Genomic DNA, 18,561 nt, shown 5'->3' on the forward strand with positions numbered 1-18,561 from the left:
TCCATAACCTATTTTCTAAGAGGGGAATATTGTAACAACACGACCAATTGTCCGGAATTTACGACGAAGTGTCGGGCAACTCTTTTTTAAACCTGTCAATTGCATCCCTGATGCGTTGGATCCGGTTTTCGGGGTCGGGGTGAGTGCTTTGGAATTCAGGTACCCGGTTAGGTCCTGCTGCATTTTTCAGGATCTCCATTACGTGGATCATTTCCTCGGGTGGGTACCCCGTCTGCAGCATAAAGAGGACACCCAGTTCATCACTTTCCAGCTCATCACCACGCCCATTTTTCAACAGGGTATTCTGCCCGATCTCGTTAACAATTCCGCCGGCATCAGCACCGACACTTGCGCCCATCGATACGGTTTTCCAGAAATTGCTCTCCGCTATCCGCTCGGCGGAATGCCTCCCGATGACGTGCCCGATCTCGTGTCCGAGTACGCCGGCCAGCTGGGCTTCATTCAGTTTGGAGAACAGGGCGTAGGTAATAAAGATCTGTCCCCCGGGCAGGGCAAAGGCGTTAATTGTCTGTTCATCAGCCAGGAGATGGAATTCGTACTGGTAAGGTGTTTCACGGGCGATACTGTTTTTGACGAGGGTTTGTCCGACACGGTCTACCATAGCCTGTAGTCGTTCATCCGGGTAGAGTCCGCCGTGCATCTGGGCAACTTCCGGGGCACTCTGTAAGCCGATTGCGATTTCCTGCTCTGCCGTCATATTGATATTCTGGACGCGGCCGGTATATGGATTTTCTTCCTTGTTGGTACAACGTTGCACATAGGCAAAAGCCACGATAGCCAGCCCGATAAATATGCGGATCTTCCACTTTCCTAATCGCATGATACACAGGTATTAAGAGCCTATACAAGATAAGTAAAAAGCTTAAAGCAATTTAGGATTGATATCGAGAATATTGTCCTGTATATAATTTTTTATGAACCCTGTTGTAAAATGTTCGCTGCCTAAAAAGTCTTCTTTCTCGAGCAGGGCGAGAATATTCTTCCTGCGGAAAGCAGTCAGCATCGGGATAGAAACAGGAGCATAGGTGTAGTGCCATGGCTCGTATTTAAAGCCACGTCTTTTGGGCTGGTCGGTGTAGACGAGGTAGAACCCGAATTTCTCAGCATTGTCATCCATCCACTGTTTCATCAGTTCAAACGGCCCCCCGGGACCGAATTTCTCCGGAACCAGCACATCTCCTTCAACTTTGGGATAACCATCGATGATGTCGAGATCCGTACCCCAGTGATGCCGGCTTGTACCGGGGATAGTGGAGTACTCAATGATCTTATCGATGGCTGCCAGTGGTTCCATTCCTTCATCGGTAAATTGCTGGTATTTCCTTTCAAAAATGGCTTCCTGCCGGTCAAAGCTCCGGTATCCCGAAACTACTTTCAGGTCTATCCCATCCTGGTAGGCAGCTGCTTTCATGGCCATAAAGGCGTCGCAGGTTTCTTTCTGGGCCTGGAAACCTTCCCCGTAGAGATCGATATCGGCTTTTCCCATCAATTCCTCCACGGTGAATTCTTCTTCCTGTGAGAAGAGGGAGGCCGGGATAAAACCAATGGCGAGGCCGGTAATACTGCTTTTTTTGAGGAACGATCTGCGATGCATAGATAAGGGATTAGAACGAAAATTTATAAAATGAAAAGATCATGAAGAATAACCTCCGATCAAATTTACAAAGTATTTATAAGATTAAGACAGGAATATGTTTCCGGGAGAAATGTGCCATTAACGGTTGATATACATATACCCTTGTTTTTTCACTTTCAGGTCGTGCAGGGTAATTATATAGAAATAGATTCCCGGATCCAGTCCCTGGTTCCTGCGGACCACCTGGTCCCTGTTCGAGTACCCTTCAAATTCATCTTTGTAGTTGTCCTTGGAGTACACCATTACCCCATATCGGTTAAAGATCTGTATATGGTTATTGGGGGATTCGGTCACCCCTTCTATTCGCAGACGGTCGTTCTTCCCATCGGCATTCGGAGTCAGGTAATAGTTATCCAGGTCTATTTTCTTGTATTTATCCAGTAATTCGGCATTGCCGCCTATAGTCAGGACTTCATAGTTGTCCGGGATAAAAGCCCGGGACCTGACAGTGCCGTATTCCAGTCCGCCTTCTGAGAAGGTATTTCCCAGGTCTACCCACTGGCCTTGTTGTTTGTTCCAGCCTACTACTTTCAGGTCTGTAATATATTCAGCCAGGGCACCGACATTGCTTTTGGTATCCCAGCTGAGCGTTACGTACATGGATCTGTCACCTTCCAGTCGCCAGAACTCTTTATCACTTATTTTCAGGTGGTTCGTTGACTTTTTCCCTGTGCTGAAAGAAGCATCCAGGGTTTTTGAAAAGTTAGGATCCTCGAAGAAATATGCACATTTTAACTGTGCAGCTTCTTCGTCCGCGTCAATAGTCAGCATCCGCAGCCGGTGATCGTCTCCTACCGGGAAAGTAAATTCGCGCGTATTGTTTGCGTAGGCATAACCCGAAATCTTGGAAAAATCAGATTCGCCCACGTAAAAGGAGGAAGCCAGGAAATTGATATAGACCTGTGTATGTTTCCGGGAAGCGATAAAGTCCCCATCGATAAAATTGACGTTATTCCTGACCCCCAAGGGGAGATCGAGAAAGATCCCTTTAGGATTAGCGATCTCGAGGTCATAGAAGACGGGGGTGGTGGCGCCGGTGATCTGTACGGATTCCTCACCGTACAGGCCAACAAGTCCGTTGTTCTGGTCAAAGGAAACATCATTGACCAGGTCTGAATGCAGCCCCAGTTTCCCGCCCTCGAATACCTTGAGGTTCCCGCTATTGCGTACCTTGGTCTGTCCCGATAGTATGAACGGGATGCAGCAGAACCATATGATCAGTACGAGGATTCTCATTATGGTTTATAAATCAGGTGCCAGTTAGTGCCATCACTTTGCAGCCAGAATATTTTATCATTATCAATTTTACTTTTGCGGTCGCCCTTATCGTCAATATATTCCAGGTTGGTAAATACATCTTTATCTCCAAGGTTTTTGAGGATATAAATCCTTCCCGGGCAGGTGTTGGCAAAGGGCAGTGTAACCGTATATTCAGCTGTACCGTAGAGGATCAGGGTATGATCGTTTGCGGTCAGGGTAGTAGCCGTGGTTGTACTGCGGATACCGGTTGCCAGTGACCCGGCAGTATGCAGGGTAGAGGTAGGGTTTGCGGTGCCCACACCCATCATCCCGTTGGTCATGCCCAGTTTACGGCCATTCATATCATAGGTTCGGTTTTCGGGATCCTGCACCAGGTCTGCTGTCGCCAGGTTATCCTGGATACCATCTGCCCCGGCGGGACCCTGCGGTCCTTGCGGACCTTCGGGTCCCATGGGTCCAGTTGCTCCGATCGGTCCCTGTGGTCCTTGTGCACCAGTATCACCTTTTGGACCCTGCGGCCCAATCTCACCTTGGATTCCCTGAGGACCCTGAGCACCAGTAGCTCCAACAGGTCCCGTAGGTCCTGTAGCTCCGGTATCACCTTTTGGACCCTGGGGTCCAGTTGCTCCGATCGGTCCTTGTGGTCCTTGTGGCCCGGTCTCACCTTGGATTCCTTGCGGCCCTTGTGCACCAGTTTCACCTTTTTCTCCCTGGATTCCCTGTGGTCCAATAGGTCCTGTGTCACCAGTGTCACCTTTGTCTCCTTTGTCACCCTTGTCACCTTTCAGACCTTGCGGACCTTCGGGTCCTGTGGGTCCCTGTGGTCCGGTTTCACCCTGAATACCTTGTGGTCCGATCGGTCCTGTGTCACCTTTCAGACCTTGTGCACCAGTATCACCTTTTTCTCCCTTTGGACCCTGCGGTCCTTGCGGACCTACGGATCCCGTGGGTCCCTGGGGTCCCACGTCACCTTGGTTACCCTTTTCACCCTGCGGTCCAGTTGCACCAACAGGTCCCTGGGGTCCTGTAGCACCGGTATCACCCTTTGGACCCTGCGGTCCTTGTGGACCTTCGGGTCCCGTAGGTCCTGTAGCTCCGGTATCACCTTTTGGACCCTGGGGTCCAGTTGCTCCGATCGGTCCTTGTGGTCCTTGTGGTCCGGTCTCACCTTGGATTCCTTGCGGCCCTTGTGTACCAGTATCACCTTTTTCTCCCTTTGGACCCTGCGGTCCTTGCGGACCTACGGATCCCGTGGGTCCCTGGGGTCCCACGTCACCCTTGTCACCTTTCAGACCTTGTGGTCCCTGTATTCCTTGTTCTCCCTGCGGTCCTTGTGGTCCGGTTTCACCTTGGATACCCTGTATACCCTGATCTCCTTTTTCTCCTTGTATTCCTTGAGGACCTTGAGCACCAGTGTCTCCCTTTTCACCCTGCGGACCTTGGGGTCCTGACGGTCCGGTTTCACCTTGAATACCTTGTGGTCCAATAGGTCCTGTGTCACCAGTGTCCCCTTTGTCACCCTTGGCACCCTTCGGTCCTTGTGGACCTTCGGGTCCCGTAGGTCCCGTTGCTCCAACAGGTCCCTGTGGTCCTGTGTCACCTTTGTCCCCTTTGTCACCCTTGTCACCTTTGTCACCTTTCAGACCTTGCGGACCTTCGGGTCCCGTGGGTCCTTGTGGTCCGGTCTCACCTTGAATTCCTTGCGGCCCTTGTGCACCAGTATCACCTTTTTCTCCTTGGGGTCCGGTGGCTCCAACAGGTCCCTGAGGTCCTACGTCACCAGTGTCACCTTTGGCACCCTTCGGTCCTTGCGGACCTTCGGGTCCCGTTGGTCCCTGTATTCCTTGTTCTCCTTGCGGACCTTGCGCACCAGTATCTCCTTTAGGTCCCTGAGGACCTACATCACCTTGGTCACCTTTTGGCCCACTGGGTCCCTGCATCCCGGTATCCCCGGTTTCCCCTTTTGGACCCTGCGGTCCTTGTGGACCTTCGGGTCCCGTGGGTCCCTGTGGTCCGGTTTCACCTTGGATACCCTGAGCACCAGTAGCTCCAACAGGTCCCTGGGGTCCTGTAGCACCCGTATCACCTTTTTCACCTTGTGGTCCCTGTATTCCTTGTTCTCCCTGCGGTCCTTGTGGTCCGGTAGCCCCGGTGTCACCCTTTGGACCCTGCGGTCCCACGTCACCTTGGTCACCCTTTTCACCCTGGGGTCCGGTTGCACCAACAGGTCCCTGTGGTCCAGTAGCACCGGTATCACCTTTTGGACCCTGAGGACCTACATCACCCTGGTCACCTTTTGGCCCACTGGGTCCCTGCATCCCGGTATCCCCGGTTTCCCCTTTTAGACCCTGCGGCCCGGTTTCCCCTTGAATACCTTGTATTCCTTGAGGACCTTGATCTCCTTTGTCACCTTTGTCCCCCTTGTCACCTTTGTCCCCTTTCAGACCTTGCGGCCCTTGTGCACCAGTATCTCCTTTAGGTCCCTGAGGACCTATATCACCCTGGTCACCTTTTGGCCCACTGGGTCCCTGCATCCCGGTATCCCCGGTTTCCCCTTTTGGACCCTGTGGTCCTTGTGGTCCGGTCTCACCTTGAATTCCTTGCGGACCTTGCGCACCAGTATCTCCTTTAGGTCCCTGAGGACCTACATCACCTTGGTCACCTTTTGGCCCACTGGGTCCCTGCATCCCGGTATCCCCGGTTTCCCCTTTTGGACCCTGCGGTCCTTGTGGACCTTCGGGTCCCGTGGGTCCCTGTGGTCCGGTTTCACCTTGGATACCCTGAGCACCAGTAGCTCCAACAGGTCCCTGGGGTCCTGTAGCACCCGTATCACCTTTTTCACCTTGTGGTCCCTGTATTCCTTGTTCTCCTTGCGGACCTTGTGCACCAGTAGCTCCAATTGGGCCCTGTGGCCCCGTTTCACCTTGGATTCCTTGCGGTCCTTGTGGTCCGGTTTCACCCTGAATACCTTGCGGTCCAATAGCCCCGGTATCACCTTTGTCACCCTGCGGACCTTGGGGTCCTGCTGGTCCGGTTTCACCTTGGATTCCTTGTTCACCTTGGGGTCCTTGTGGTCCAGTAGCACCGATGTCCCCTTTATCACCCTTGTCACCTTTGTCACCTTTCAGACCTTGAGGCCCAGTCTCACCCTGGATACCCTGATCTCCTTTTTCACCTTGAGGACCCTGAGCACCAGTAGCTCCAACAGGTCCCTGAGGTCCTACGTCACCTTGGTCACCTTTGTCCCCCTTGTCACCTTTCAGACCTTGCGGACCTTCGGATCCCGTAGGTCCTGTAGCTCCGGTATCACCTTTTGGACCCTGGGGTCCAGTTGCCCCGATCGGTCCTTGTGGTCCTTGCGGCCCGGTCTCACCTTGGATTCCTTGCGGACCTTGCGCACCAGTATCTCCTTTAGGTCCCTGAGGACCTACATCACCCTGGTCACCTTTTGGCCCACTGGGTCCCTGCATCCCGGTATCCCCGGTTTCCCCTTTTGGACCCTGCGGTCCTTGTGGCCCGGTTTCACCCTGAGGTCCCTGGGCCCCGGTATCACCCTTTTCACCTTGTGGTCCCTGTATTCCTTGTTCTCCCTGGGGTCCGGTTGCACCTACAGGTCCCTGTGGGCCTTGTATTCCTTGTTCACCTTGCGGACCTTGAGCACCAGTAGCTCCAACAGGTCCCTGAGGTCCTGTGTCACCAGTGTCCCCTTTGTCACCCTTGGCACCCTTCGGTCCTTGTGGACCTTCGGGTCCCATGGGTCCCTGTATTCCTTGTTCCCCTTGGGGTCCTGCTGGGCCGGTTTCACCTTGGATTCCTTGCGGCCCTTGTGCACCAGTATCACCTTTTGGACCCTGCGGTCCTTGTGGACCTTCGGGTCCCGTAGGTCCTGTAGCACCGGTATCACCCTTTGGACCCTGCGGTCCTTGCGGGCCGGTTGCTCCAACAGGCCCTTGTGGGCCTTGAATTCCTTGTTCTCCTTGTGGACCTTGTGCACCAGTGTCTCCCTTTGGACCCTGCGGTCCTTGCGGACCTACGGATCCCGTTTCACCTTGAATACCTTGTTCTCCTTGGGGTCCTTGTGGTCCAGTAGCACCGATGTCTCCTTTGTCACCCTTGGCACCCTGCGGTCCTTGCGGTCCTGTAGCACCAGTATCACCTTTGGCACCCTGTGGACCTTGGGGTCCTGCCGGTCCTGTTTCACCTTGAATTCCTTGTTCTCCTTCCGGACCTTGCGCACCAGTATCTCCCTTTTCTCCCTGGGGTCCGGTTGCTCCAACAGGTCCCTGAGGTCCTGTGTCACCAGTGTCCCCTTTGTCTCCTTTGTCACCCTTGTCACCTTTCAGACCTTGCGGACCTTCGGGTCCCGTGGGTCCCTGTATCCCTTGTTCTCCTTGAGGGCCTTGCGCACCAGTATCTCCTTTAGGTCCCTGAGGACCTACATCACCCTGGTCACCTTTTGGCCCACTGGGTCCCTGCATCCCGGTATCCCCGGTTTCCCCTTTTGGACCCTGCGGACCTTGGGGTCCTGTTGGTCCAGTCTCACCTTGGATTCCTTGTTCACCCTGGGGTCCAGTTGGTCCGATCGGTCCTTGCGGTCCAACGTCACCTTTGTCTCCTTTGTCACCCTTCAGACCTTGAGGCCCCTGAGGTCCGGTAGCACCGGTGTCACCTTTAGGTCCTAGAGGTCCTGCCGGTCCGGTTTCTCCTTGGATACCCTGATCTCCTTTTTCACCTTGAGGACCCTGAGCACCAGTAGCTCCAACAGGTCCCTGAGGTCCTATGTCACCTTGGTCACCTTTTGGCCCACTGGGTCCCTGCAACCCCGTATCCCCGGTTTCTCCTTTTGGACCCTGCGGACCTTGGGGTCCTGTTGGTCCAGTCTCACCTTGGATTCCTTGTTCACCCTGGGGTCCAGTTGGTCCTGCCGGTCCCGTTTCACCTTGAATACCTTGTTCTCCTTGGGGTCCTGCTGGTCCGATCGGTCCCTGTGGTCCTACGTCACCTTGGTCACCTTTGTCCCCCTTGTCACCTTTGTCCCCTTTCAGACCTTGCGGACCTACGGATCCCGTGGGTCCCTGTATTCCTTGTTCACCTTGTGGTCCTGTGTCACCAGTGTCACCCTTTTCACCTTGTGGACCTTGGGGTCCTGCTGGCCCGGTTTCACCTTGGATTCCTTGTTCACCTTGGTCACCTTTTAGACCTTGAGGCCCAGTCTCACCCTGGATACCCTGATCTCCTTTTTCACCTTGAGGACCCTGAGCACCAGTAGCTCCAACAGGTCCTTGAGGTCCTACGTCACCTTGGTCACCTTTGTCCCCCTTGTCACCTTTGTCCCCTTTCAGACCTTGCGGACCTTCGGGTCCCGTGGGTCCCTGTATCCCTTGTTCTCCTTGAGGGCCTTGCGCACCAGTATCTCCTTTAGGTCCCTGAGGACCTACATCACCCTGGTCACCTTTTGGCCCACTGGGTCCCTGCATCCCGGTATCCCCGGTTTCCCCTTTTGGACCCTTCGGCCCTACGTCACCTTTGTCACCCTTGTCACCTTTGTCACCTTTGTCCCCCTTGTCCCCCTTATCACCTTTAGCACCCTGCGGCCCTGTAAGATCCGGGGAAGTGAAAGATTTACCGTCGGTATAATTGATGGTAAATGTTCCGTCACCATTATCCGTAAAAGTAAAGTTAGGGGAACCGCCATTGCCCCCGGAAGTGCTGAAGCGGGTCCATTGGATCCCGTTGTAGTAGTAAATGTCTTTGGAATCGGTATTAAAGACCAAAGCCCCCTGGAGGGGTTTTATGCGCTGCATCTGGAAGTCGGTTACCCGACTCAGCACTAAGGTCTTTGTACTGCTTTCCAGCTCCAGGAGTGAAGCCGGGTGGATGGTGCTGATATCATCCCCGATCTTTACCTGTGACAGGGCCATATTCAGGCCCAGGATAAAGAGGACGATGGATAAGTAAAATAATCTCATTGGTTGACTATTGGATAAAATCCGGGTTTACCCAGTGAAATTAGCCCAATGACCAGAGGAGCAGAAGATTTTGTTGTGAAATGAATTCATGTTGTGGTGAATCATTTATCACCTAGCAGTTCGTCCTGAAAATTGCCCGGTTATCGCGAAATACAATGATTTAGTCTTCTACCTTTCAAGGTATAGGAATCCCTGGTATTGCAGGCCGAGATCAAATAATTCCAGTACGTAATAATAGATGCCTTCCGGCAATCCCTGTTCCCGGTTGATCACCAGGTTGTCTACGTTAGAAAAACCTGCGAAATTGTTCTGGTAGGGTGCAGCTTTAAAGACCAGGAGTCCATTCCGGTCAAATAGCGTTAAACTGTTATTTGGGCTCTGTTCCAGCTCGTTGATCCGTAGAAAATCGTTTATACCGTCGTTGTTCGGGGTGAGAATATAGTTCGGCAGGGCGAGAATATCCGAAGGTTCGGCCAGGCTGCCAAAGGTAATGATCTCGTACTCGTCCGGGATAAAGCTGGCCGAGGAGATAAAACCGTTCTCCAGGTCACCTGAAACCACGGTATGCCCCAGCGATACCCAGCGCCGGGCCTGTTTGCTCCAGCCCATAATGGTGAGCATTTCCAGTTCCGGGGCCAGGGCTGCAATCCCGCTGGAGGGATTCCAGCTGAGGGTAATGGTAGAGGGGACGCTGCCTTCCAGGCGCCAGAATTCCACCTGGCTGATCCCGCTGATGGTCTGGGCACGGATCTCGGTGTTGAAAGGAGGGAAGGTAGAGGGGTTGTTCGGATTTTCTGCGAAATAGGCGCATTTGGCCAGGGGATTGGGGCCGTCCGAATTCAGCACCAGTGGCCGCAGCTGCTGCGGCGTGCCGACCGGGAAGCTGAAACTTGCCTGCCCGGTGACCGAGGCATAGCCATCCACCTTAGTAAGATCGGTCTCGCCATTGTAGAAACCGTCCTCCGTGAAATTCAGGAAAACATCCCGCATATCCCTGGGGGTACGAACATCGCCGATTATAAAATTGGCGTTGTTGGTTACGCTGACCGGGGTCTGCAGGTCTACGCCCGAATCATTGGCCCATTCCGTATCGTAGAAAAAAGGCATAAAAGCCCCGGAGAGGGTGAGGGGGGAGGTACCGTAAAATCCCGCCAGCCCGCGGTTCTCGTCAAAACTGCCATCGTTGACCAGGTCGGTGTGGAAACCGATGATCCCGCCGTCGTGAATCCGGATATTGCCGCTGTTGTAGAGGGCGGTTTGGGCGGAAATCGAATGCCAGCTAATTATTAAATAATAAAATACTACAAAATATCTCACCTAATTATTGATTTGATGCCAAACTCCACCTATTGCTTGTAACCATACACTACTACCGGCATTTATGGTATTATTAGTTCCCCCTATCGCGTTAGTGTAATCTGAAATATTCACGGTGAACTGGGGATTTTTAATAATATATACTCTTCCGTCAACGGCTGCAGCAGATGGTAATGTAATGTTACTATCAGCGGTTATAATAATAGTGAAATCTGATTTTCCAAGACTAAAATTACCGCTTGCCGTTCTTGCACCTGTTGCTATTGAACCAGGTACGTGTAAGTTGGAGGTTGGGAAAATGCCAATTCCGACATCTTGAACCGTATTTATTCTAATGGCCTCGACTCCTCCTGTACTAAAACCTAACTGATCAGGACTAGGTCTGAACATTCCCGTGTCGAAATCAATATTTTCTGAGAAACTGTAACTTGGTAAATTTGCTGAACCAGCTTGTGCTGTAAATTTTTCAGATCTGGTTTCACCATTTACTTGGAGAGGTGTTAGAGGTGTGTTTAAGCCTATTCCCAACCGGTCTAAATTATTATCCCAAAAGAGATTAGTGTTATCTTCTGTAGGATTGCCCGTAACATTATCCGCAAAGAAAATTGACCCCTCTGTACCGCTATGACCTGAACCCCCAGCAGCAAGAGCTGCATCAATACCTTCAAGATGTGCTTCGACATCTTGGGTTAGTGCTGCGTAGTTGGTAGGAATAGCGGTTACTGGAACTTCGTTTGCAATTTGATCATCGGTATCAATTTGATTCAGGGGCACCTGTAGAGTTCCTCCATTATCTGTCAGCTCTAGATTTGCACCCACTACAGCAAAAGTGGTGTTCAGTTCGTCATTGGGATTACCTCCCCCAGCAGCAAGAGCTGCATCAATACCTTCAAGATGTGCTTCGACATCTTGGGTTAGTGCTGCGTAGTTGGTAGGAATAGCGGTTACGGGAACTTCGTTTGCAATTTGATCATCGGTATCAATTTGATTCAGGGGCACCTGTAGAGTTCCTCCATTATCTGTCAGCTCTAGATTTGCACCCACTACAGCAAAAGTGGTGTTTAGTTCGTCATTGGGATTACCTCCGTTTCCTGCCAATGGAGAAAGATCAACGGTTGTTGAACTACCATCTTCAATGTCGATTTGTAAGATATTAGCCCCATTGAGAGAAGCACCAATTAAATTTTGATTATCCGTATTATCCAGCAAAGAGCTAAGATTGACTTGATTTCCCCCTGAAATACTTAATGTATTAGTTCCCGTATTCAAGCTAAGCGTTTGACTATCTGTACCAGTATTTGTAAATGGACTTAAGTCAACCTGTGATTGGTTAGTACCTTCGTTAATAACCAGATTATTCCCCTGGATTTGCATTCCGGTAATTAACTCATTACTGCTATCCAGATCCCCATCCGCCGCAATGTGGTTGTTCAGGTTGTTCGTGTTAGTGGTGATGCTGTTCTGTAGCGGAGTGGCATCAAAAAAAGCTCCCCCGCTGTCAGTGATAGCATTGTTCGGATCCGGGCTGACGATATCCGCCCCAGTAATAAAGTTGGCATCGTTCAGAAAATCGTTCAGCGTCACCACATTGTAATCGATCTCCGCATCGGTGACCGTGTTGTCTTGCAACTCCTCGCTCCCGACCGAATTGGCAGCCAGCTTATTGGCGGTGATCGAATTGTTTTGCAGGTCCACTCCCGCTATACTGAAATCCACGATGTTCATCCCTGTGATCTGCCCCACCTCGAAATTACGGTTGCCGTCCGTCTCCGTGATCACAATAGTCTCGGCCGGGTTCACCACCGGGTCCGTGGAAAAAGACAGTCCCAGGGCATCACACAGGTTCAGCCACTCGCTGCCGTTGTAGAAATGGATGCAGCTTGTATCGTTGTTATAGACCATTGCCCCCTGTAAAGGAACGATGGCATTCATCTCCGCGGTACTAACCCGGGTGATCACCAGGGCCCGATCATTGCTCTCCAGCTCCAGCACAGAAGCGGGGTGGATATTCTGGGGATTCTCACCGATCTTGATCTGTGCGCTCCCCGTCAGTATGCAGCCAAATACGAACAGTAATGGCAGGTATCTTTGTAACATAGCTTAATCAAATAAATCTCGTGGTATGGTATCCCAAAAGTAACTGAAACTTTGCAGATTACGATCTTTACCCCGCTAAATACACTTTTCTGGGATAAATAGCCAGTGCCGATGCCGAAGTGCTCTTATTTGCTCTGTTCCAGGAGAATTTAAAGTGTAAGGATCCCGTTTAACATAAGTTTAAGCCCCTGTATTTTTTTATGAGGCCCTCGTGGCTTTTCTTTATCTTTCGGACATACAACGATTTTTAACCCTATCACATGAAATACTGCCTCTATATACTGACCCTCTTTTTAAGCTTCTCTTCCCTCAGTGCTCAGGACCAGGACCGGCAGTTACTTCGGGGACAGGTTCTCTACCGCAACAGCAGCGTAGCCAACGAGAATGTCATCAATACCACGGCCGAGAAAGCGACCATCACCAACAGCAGGGGCGAGTTCACCATCCCCGTCAAGGTGGGGGATGAGCTGATCTTTACCGCGGTCAATTACCAGATAGAGATCCTTACCGTTACCGAAGCCATGCTCGCCAATAACCGGCTCGTTATCGAAGTGAACGAAAAGGTGACGGAACTGGACGAAGTCGTCATCAGCCCTGAGAACCAGGAAAAATTCCTGCAATTGCAGAACGAACAATTCAAGCAGTACGAATACGAGACCGACGCCACCGCCGAAGTCGAAAATATTGCCATGGACCCGACTACCAGGGGAATGAAAGACGGCCTAAACTTCGTGAACATATTTAAAGCCCTGGCTTCTTTAGGGAAAGACAAGCCGGAAGCTGCCCAACCGAAACTGAAAATGAGCGAAGTACTCCGCAAAGTGTATGATGATCGTTTCTTTGTCGTGGACCTGAATGTACCCCAGGATAAGATAGACGACTTTCTCTACTACGTGGATGATAACAGCCCGGAGTATACCCTGCTTTTAAAGAACAACGAATTCCAGCTGATCGATTTCCTGGTGAACCAGAGCAAAGCCTATCGTGCCCAACTCGATGCCAAACAATAAGTATTACGTTCTACTTTTCTTCCTTTCCGGGCTGATGTTAACGGCCCAGACCAGGCCGCAGACCCAGGTGGTGGGAATAGTGACCAACCGGGGGATCGGTGTGCCCGACGTACACGTGATGAACCTGAGCAAAAACCAGGCGACCATCACGGACCAGGAAGGAAGATTCTTTCTCGCAGCTAAAACCGGTGATACCCTGTTGTTCTCGGCGGTACAATTACAGCGTCGATCCCTGGTCTTATCAGAAGACATGCTCCTGACCCCCTTACTGCTGGTCCCCCTGGAGGAATTTGTCAATGCCCTGGACGAGGTCATTCTCCGTCCTTATAACCTGTCCGGGGACCTGGAACAGGACCTGGCCAACGGCGCCGGCCCGGTCAAGGTCGCTTCTACCATGGGCTTGCCTAATGCCTATGCAAAACCCAGGACACAGGCAGAGAGGAAACTGTTCGAAGCCAGTACGGGTGGCGGTATCATTCCCCTGAATCCCATCCTGAATGGAATCTCAGGGCGGACAAAATATTTAAAAAAGGTGCTGGCACGGGAACGCAAATACAGCCAGACAGAAAAGGTGCGTTACAGCTACCCGGATTCGGTCTATATCAAAGAATTGAAACTACCCGCAGACAGAATAGACGATTTCTTCTATTTTTGCGAGGTCGATCCCGAATTCAGTGCTCTTGTCACCGGCGGGGATGCCCTGCGCACCTGGGAATACCTGGTGCTGAAAAGTAAAGCATACCGCAAGGCAAACGACCTGGATTAATGGCACAGACTTTGCTCCATTAGCTATAAACCGATGAAGATGAAAACCCCGAAAAAGCTGTTACTACTGCTGCTCTTACCTCTTTTTGCTTTTACAGCGCATAAGTTCTATGTCAGCGTCACCATGGTCGAATACTCTGAAAAAGACCAGGCGCTGCAGGTCACCAGCCGGATCTTTATAGACGACCTCGATAAGTTATTGTCCGAGCGGTACGGGATAAAAGCTGCCCTGGCCACCAAAAGGGAATCGCCCCAGGCTGATCACTATATCGACAAGTACCTGCGCTCCAAGATCATCTTCAGGGTCAATGGCAAGCCGGTACCTTTTAAATTCCTGGGGAAACAGTACAAGGATGACCTCGTGATCTGCTATATAGAAGTTCAGGATATACAGCTGGAAAAAGTGGAAACACTGGAGATTCAGAACGACCTGCTGACCGACCTCTTCGAAGAACAGCAGAATATTGTCCACTTTAAATTAAAGGGACAAAAAAAGAGTTTTGTGCTCATCCGGGAGAATAATAAAGGAATGTTAAACTTATAACGTTTTCGGAACAAAATTTATAAAATAAACTATTTTCGGAACCTCAAAAAAAACCAGAATGTATAAGATCAAGCATGTATTTTCGGCAATCCTTTTCATGGTTGCCGCAGTAGTGGTTGCCCAGGACGATTCCACCATCACCAAGGAACCCGGCCACACTAACCAGAGCAAATTCCGCCAGATGTACGAGGAATTCGCTACCCCCAACACCTACAGGTCTGCCTCCGGAACCCCCGGGCCTGATTATTACCAGCAACAGGCAGACTACAAGATGGACATCGAGCTGGATGATAAGAATGCCAAGCTCTACGGGAAAGAGACCATCACTTACCACAACAATTCCCCGGACGTGTTAGAGTACCTCTGGGTACAGCTGGACCAGAATGTACGGGCCAAAGATTCCAAGTCTCCTTTACGGAACCCGAGCAGGATCGCGGTGGCTTACCAGCCGGCAACATTCACAAAAGAATACATGAGTGAGCCTTTTGACGGAGGTTTCAATATTGAATATGTAAAAGATACCAACGGCAAGGCCCTGCCTTACACTATCAACAGGACCATGATGAGGATAGACCTGCCAACCCCGCTTGCGAGTGGTGAGAAATTCTCTTTTGATATCAAGTGGTGGTATAACATCCCTGATCATACAGTAGACCGTGCAAGATCCGGGTATGAATACTTTGAGAAGGATGGTAACCGCGCTTACGTAATTGCGCAGTTCTTTCCAAGGATGGCTGTCTATAACGATGTGGAAGGATGGCAGAACCACCAGTTCTGGGGAAGTGGCGAGTTTGCGTTGCCTTTCGGTAATTACGAGGTGAATATCACTGTCCCTGCAGACCACATCCTGGACGCTACAGGAGAACTGCTGAACCGCAAGGAGGTATTCTCAAAGACCATGATGGAGCGTTACGAGCGCGCTAAGAAATCTTACGACAAACCTGTACTGATCGTAACCCAGGAAGAAGCTGAGCAAGCTGAGAAAGGTTTTTCTGAGAAGAAAAAGACCTGGAAGTTCAAAGCTGAAAATGTACGGGATTACGGATTTGCAACCTCCCGTAAATTTATCTGGGATATGCAGGCCGTTAAGATCGGGAACAAGGATGTTATGGCTGTTAGCCTTTATCCTAAGGAAGGGAACCCCTTATGGGAAGAGCAGTCTACCAAGGCAGTTGCCAGCACCCTGAAGACATATTCCAAGCACACCTTTGATTACCCTTACCACAAGGCGATCTCTGTCCACGCCAAGAACCAGGGAATGGAGTACCCGATGATCTGCTGGAATTACGGTCGTCCAAACGAGGACGGGACCTATTCTGACCGCGTCAAGTTCGGGATGATCAGTGTGATCATCCACGAGGTGGGACATAATTTCTTCCCAATGATCGTCAACTCTGACGAGCGTCAGTGGGGATGGATGGATGAAGGACTGGATACCTTTATGCAATACCTGGCCGAGCAGCAGTTCGGGAAAGAAAATCCATCAGTTATCGCTCCCCATGAGAATTATCCTTCTCGACGCGGGGCACCTTCCAAGATCGTGCCTTACATGAGCGGGGACCAGAGCACGCTTGCCCCGATCATGTCTAACCCGGAGAATGTTTACCAACTGGGGCCAAATGCCTATGGCAAACCAGCCACTGCGCTGAACATCCTGAGGGAAACTGTAATGGGACCGGAATTATTTGATCACGCTTTTAAAACCTATGCCCAGCGCTGGATGTTCAAACATCCCAGCCCTGAAGACTTTTTCCGTACTATGGAAGACGCTTCTGCGGTAGACCTGGACTGGTTCTGGAGATCCTGGTTCTACACCACAGACTATGTAGACATAGGGGTGAAAGATGTAAAGAAATATTATGTGAGCGACAAACCCACTCCCCAGATGGAGGAGTATATCGCTGCCAATAACATGAGTCCGTCAGACCTGCCGCCCCTGGTTTACCTTTCAGAGGAAAGTGAAGACGGAGAAGGGAAAACCCCTTCAGAAAGCTCGCAGACGCTTAATGCCTTTATGATGGATAACCTGACCCCGGAACAAAGGGCTGCGGTAAAAGAACCTAAGTACTTTTACGAAGTTACTTTTGAAAAGCCGGGTGGTATTCCAATGCCATTGATCGTTGAGTACACCTATGCCGATGGCAGCAAAGAAAACGTGACTTTCCCGCCAGAGATCTGGAGGAAAAGTGACAAGGAGGTAAGCAGGATTATGGCCACCCAGAAAGAACTGGTAGGTGTAGTGGTAGATCCGAAAGCTGAAACTGCGGATATTGATACCTCGAACAACAGCTGGCCTAAAAAGGCAGAGGAATCTGATTTCAACAAGTTTAAGCAAAGTATACAGGGCGATAATTAATTTGAACGCTGTAGAATAAAAAATGAGTCCCGCCGGTTTTTTAAACTGGCGGGACTTTGTTTTTGGAGATCAAACTTGCTTATATTTGTGGCATGTATGCCAGTGTAATTTTATTCATCAGCGGGGCCGAAATCTTCTTTATCATGTTCATCGTGGTCATGGTATTCGGCGCGGACAAGATCCCGGGAATTGCCAAGGGGTTAGGCAAAGGTATGCGACAGCTCAGGGATGCTACTGAAGATATCAAACAGGAGATCCAGAAGAGTGCCGAGAAGCAGGGAATAGATACCAGTTTTACGGACGATATCAAGAAGGAGATAGACCAGGTGAAGAAAAATGTTGATGAAGTCACCGGGACCATCAAACGTAAGTAATATTACCTATGTTAAAGAAAATACTAGAGTGGGACAGGGAAACATTTATCTACCTGAACAGCCTGGGAATTGAACGCCTGGATGGCTTCTGGTCTTTTGTTACTAATATTACTACCTGGATCCCTCTCTATATCTTATTCTTCTTACTGATCCTTCTCAAGCACCGGAGAAAGGAGGCATTGTTCATGTCTTTATGGATAATCTGCCTGCTGTTTTTTGTGGTGTTCCTGACCGATGTTACCAAGGAGTTTGTTGCCCGGTTAAGGCCAAACAATGAAGAAGAGATCAATACCCTGATCAGGATCCTCAAGAGTCCGACGAATTATAGTTTTTTCTCCGGCCATGCGGCTTCCAGTTTTTCCATTACCACCCTGGTATACCTGTTCCTGAAAGATAAGTACAAATGGGTATGGTTATTCTTCTTATGGCCTTTCATCTTCGCTTTCAGCCGGATCTATGTAGGAGTACATTATCCCGTGGATATACTGGTAGGGACGTTTGTGGGTACTGCTTCGGCATTCTTTTTCTTCTACATGTACAACGGTTTTATAGGACCCTACTTAGCGTCAAGCCGTCACGAATAGATAACAGGACCGTCTCCACCCTGGGGTCCTCTTTCAGTCTTTTATTGTATTCCAGCAATACAGGGGTGGTCTTATCGCCGGACTTCACTTCCTCGAGTACCTTCCCGGACCATAACACGTTATCAGAGATGATCAGGCATCCCGGGTTAACTTTTTCCATTACCACCTCGTAGTAAGAGAGGTATTCCTTTTTTTCAGCATCGATGTACATCAGGTCAAACTTTAAGGGTAGCCCGGGGATAATATCCAGGGCATTCCCGGTATGTTGTACGATACGATCCCCCGCACCACTCCTGTCAAAATAGGTTCTCTGCATGGCATGTAATTCCTCGTTGACGTCTATGGTGTGAAGTGTGCCTTCAGGATGTAGTCCTTCAGCAAGGCAAATGGCAGAATACCCGGTATAGGTTCCTATTTCCAGGATATTCTTCGGGCGCTGTAACTTGGAAAGCATACTCAGCAACCTTCCCTGGTAATGCCCGGTGAGCATCCGGGGCTGGATTACTTTCAGATGGGTTTCCCGGGTGAGCTCTTTCAATAATTCGGGTTCATCCTGGGAGTGATTCTCCACGTACCATTCCAGTGATTCAGGCAGAAAATGCATATCTTCATTTTGTGCAAAAATAGC

Annotated in this window: 24 protein-coding genes; 7 read left to right on the top strand and 17 right to left on the bottom strand. The window is 50.5% G+C overall.

Annotated features, from left to right (window positions below; translation table 11 throughout):
* Positions 1 to 58 precede the first annotated feature (58 nt).
* The 14 genes from CLV82_RS06940 to CLV82_RS14955 all read right to left on the bottom strand — a co-directional run bounded on the left by CLV82_RS06940 (position 59) and on the right by CLV82_RS14955 (position 8,108).
* Positions 59 to 841, bottom strand: a complete 783-nt coding sequence (locus tag CLV82_RS06940; RefSeq protein ID WP_133643609.1) for a M48 family metalloprotease — start codon at positions 839 to 841, stop codon at positions 59 to 61.
* Between the two features lie 42 nt (positions 842 to 883).
* The gene (locus CLV82_RS06945; protein WP_133643610.1) at positions 884 to 1,615 is read right to left on the bottom strand and encodes a M15 family metallopeptidase; all 732 of its coding nucleotides are present in this window, start codon (positions 1,613 to 1,615) and stop codon (positions 884 to 886) included.
* 120 nt (positions 1,616 to 1,735) lie between these two features.
* On the bottom strand, positions 1,736 to 2,893 hold the full coding sequence (locus CLV82_RS06950; RefSeq protein WP_133643611.1) for a gliding motility-associated C-terminal domain-containing protein: 1,158 nt from the start codon (positions 2,891 to 2,893) through the stop codon (positions 1,736 to 1,738).
* Complete coding sequence (locus CLV82_RS14890) at positions 2,893 to 3,258, bottom strand: hypothetical protein (protein ID WP_243744206.1); 366 nt, start codon at positions 3,256 to 3,258, stop codon at positions 2,893 to 2,895. Before CLV82_RS14890 ends, CLV82_RS06950 begins: the two co-directional genes overlap by 1 nt.
* A complete protein-coding gene (locus tag CLV82_RS14965) occupies positions 3,255 to 3,689 on the bottom strand; it encodes a hypothetical protein (RefSeq protein ID WP_317128274.1) in 435 nt (144 codons plus the stop codon). Before CLV82_RS14965 ends, CLV82_RS14890 begins: the two co-directional genes overlap by 4 nt.
* A gap of 162 nt (positions 3,690 to 3,851) precedes the next feature.
* Positions 3,852 to 4,121, bottom strand: coding sequence for a hypothetical protein (locus CLV82_RS14970; RefSeq protein ID WP_208107986.1), 270 nt, complete (start codon positions 4,119 to 4,121; stop codon positions 3,852 to 3,854).
* An 84-nt stretch (positions 4,122 to 4,205) separates the two neighbouring features.
* On the bottom strand, positions 4,206 to 4,535 hold the full coding sequence (locus tag CLV82_RS14810) for a hypothetical protein (RefSeq protein WP_208107987.1): 330 nt from the start codon (positions 4,533 to 4,535) through the stop codon (positions 4,206 to 4,208).
* 279 nt (positions 4,536 to 4,814) lie between these two features.
* Positions 4,815 to 5,165: a hypothetical protein gene (locus CLV82_RS14975; protein WP_208107988.1), complete on the bottom strand. Its 351-nt coding sequence runs from the start codon at positions 5,163 to 5,165 to the stop codon at positions 4,815 to 4,817.
* 396 nt (positions 5,166 to 5,561) lie between these two features.
* Complete coding sequence (locus tag CLV82_RS14980) at positions 5,562 to 6,038, bottom strand: hypothetical protein (protein ID WP_208107989.1); 477 nt, start codon at positions 6,036 to 6,038, stop codon at positions 5,562 to 5,564.
* A gap of 486 nt (positions 6,039 to 6,524) precedes the next feature.
* Positions 6,525 to 6,911: a hypothetical protein gene (locus CLV82_RS14825; RefSeq protein ID WP_208107990.1), complete on the bottom strand. Its 387-nt coding sequence runs from the start codon at positions 6,909 to 6,911 to the stop codon at positions 6,525 to 6,527.
* 36 nt (positions 6,912 to 6,947) lie between these two features.
* Positions 6,948 to 7,244 (bottom strand): hypothetical protein, encoded by a 297-nt coding sequence (locus CLV82_RS14830; protein WP_208107991.1) that lies wholly within the window; start codon positions 7,242 to 7,244, stop codon positions 6,948 to 6,950.
* A gap of 108 nt (positions 7,245 to 7,352) precedes the next feature.
* Positions 7,353 to 7,541: a hypothetical protein gene (locus CLV82_RS14950; RefSeq protein WP_208107992.1), complete on the bottom strand. Its 189-nt coding sequence runs from the start codon at positions 7,539 to 7,541 to the stop codon at positions 7,353 to 7,355.
* A gap of 153 nt (positions 7,542 to 7,694) precedes the next feature.
* A complete protein-coding gene (locus tag CLV82_RS14910; protein WP_243744207.1) occupies positions 7,695 to 7,856 on the bottom strand; it encodes a hypothetical protein in 162 nt (53 codons plus the stop codon).
* 117 nt (positions 7,857 to 7,973) lie between these two features.
* A complete protein-coding gene (locus tag CLV82_RS14955; protein ID WP_262708040.1) occupies positions 7,974 to 8,108 on the bottom strand; it encodes a hypothetical protein in 135 nt (44 codons plus the stop codon).
* Positions 8,109 to 8,118: 10 nt separating this feature from the next.
* On the opposite strand from CLV82_RS14955, the gene CLV82_RS14915 reads away from it, so the two are divergent.
* Complete coding sequence (locus CLV82_RS14915) at positions 8,119 to 8,751, top strand: hypothetical protein (protein ID WP_243744208.1); 633 nt, start codon at positions 8,119 to 8,121, stop codon at positions 8,749 to 8,751.
* A 303-nt stretch (positions 8,752 to 9,054) separates the two neighbouring features.
* Here the strand turns inward: CLV82_RS14915 and CLV82_RS06975 are convergent, their stop codons facing one another.
* Together CLV82_RS06975 and CLV82_RS06980 are read right to left on the bottom strand one after the other, a co-directional pair.
* Positions 9,055 to 10,203: a gliding motility-associated C-terminal domain-containing protein gene (locus tag CLV82_RS06975; RefSeq protein ID WP_243744165.1), complete on the bottom strand. Its 1,149-nt coding sequence runs from the start codon at positions 10,201 to 10,203 to the stop codon at positions 9,055 to 9,057.
* Entirely contained in the window at positions 10,204 to 12,300 is a 2,097-nt protein-coding gene (locus CLV82_RS06980) for a hypothetical protein (protein WP_133643612.1), read from the bottom strand. It abuts the gene before it with no gap.
* A 260-nt stretch (positions 12,301 to 12,560) separates the two neighbouring features.
* Between CLV82_RS06980 and CLV82_RS06985 the strand changes: the two genes are divergently transcribed.
* The 6 genes from CLV82_RS06985 (at position 12,561) to CLV82_RS07010 (ending at position 17,933) form a co-directional block, all read left to right on the top strand.
* A complete protein-coding gene (locus tag CLV82_RS06985; protein WP_133643613.1) occupies positions 12,561 to 13,310 on the top strand; it encodes a hypothetical protein in 750 nt (249 codons plus the stop codon).
* Complete coding sequence (locus tag CLV82_RS06990; RefSeq protein ID WP_133643614.1) at positions 13,297 to 14,076, top strand: hypothetical protein; 780 nt, start codon at positions 13,297 to 13,299, stop codon at positions 14,074 to 14,076. Before CLV82_RS06985 ends, CLV82_RS06990 begins: the two co-directional genes overlap by 14 nt.
* Positions 14,077 to 14,115: 39 nt before the next feature.
* Complete coding sequence (locus CLV82_RS06995; RefSeq protein ID WP_133643615.1) at positions 14,116 to 14,619, top strand: DUF6702 family protein; 504 nt, start codon at positions 14,116 to 14,118, stop codon at positions 14,617 to 14,619.
* Positions 14,620 to 14,677: 58 nt separating this feature from the next.
* Positions 14,678 to 16,975 (top strand): M1 family metallopeptidase, encoded by a 2,298-nt coding sequence (locus CLV82_RS07000; RefSeq protein ID WP_133643616.1) that lies wholly within the window; start codon positions 14,678 to 14,680, stop codon positions 16,973 to 16,975.
* Between the two features lie 92 nt (positions 16,976 to 17,067).
* A complete protein-coding gene (locus tag CLV82_RS07005; RefSeq protein ID WP_133643617.1) occupies positions 17,068 to 17,349 on the top strand; it encodes a Sec-independent protein translocase subunit TatA/TatB in 282 nt (93 codons plus the stop codon).
* An 8-nt stretch (positions 17,350 to 17,357) separates the two neighbouring features.
* A complete protein-coding gene (locus CLV82_RS07010) occupies positions 17,358 to 17,933 on the top strand; it encodes a phosphatase PAP2 family protein (RefSeq protein WP_133643618.1) in 576 nt (191 codons plus the stop codon).
* On the opposite strand, the gene CLV82_RS07015 is transcribed toward CLV82_RS07010, so the two are convergent.
* Positions 17,896 to 18,537 (bottom strand): O-methyltransferase, encoded by a 642-nt coding sequence (locus tag CLV82_RS07015; RefSeq protein WP_133643619.1) that lies wholly within the window; start codon positions 18,535 to 18,537, stop codon positions 17,896 to 17,898. The genes CLV82_RS07010 and CLV82_RS07015 overlap by 38 nt on opposite strands.
* Positions 18,538 to 18,561 lie beyond the last annotated feature (24 nt).

This window comes from Zeaxanthinibacter enoshimensis, assembly GCF_004362865.1.
Lineage (GTDB): Bacteria > Bacteroidota > Bacteroidia > Flavobacteriales > Flavobacteriaceae > Zeaxanthinibacter > Zeaxanthinibacter enoshimensis.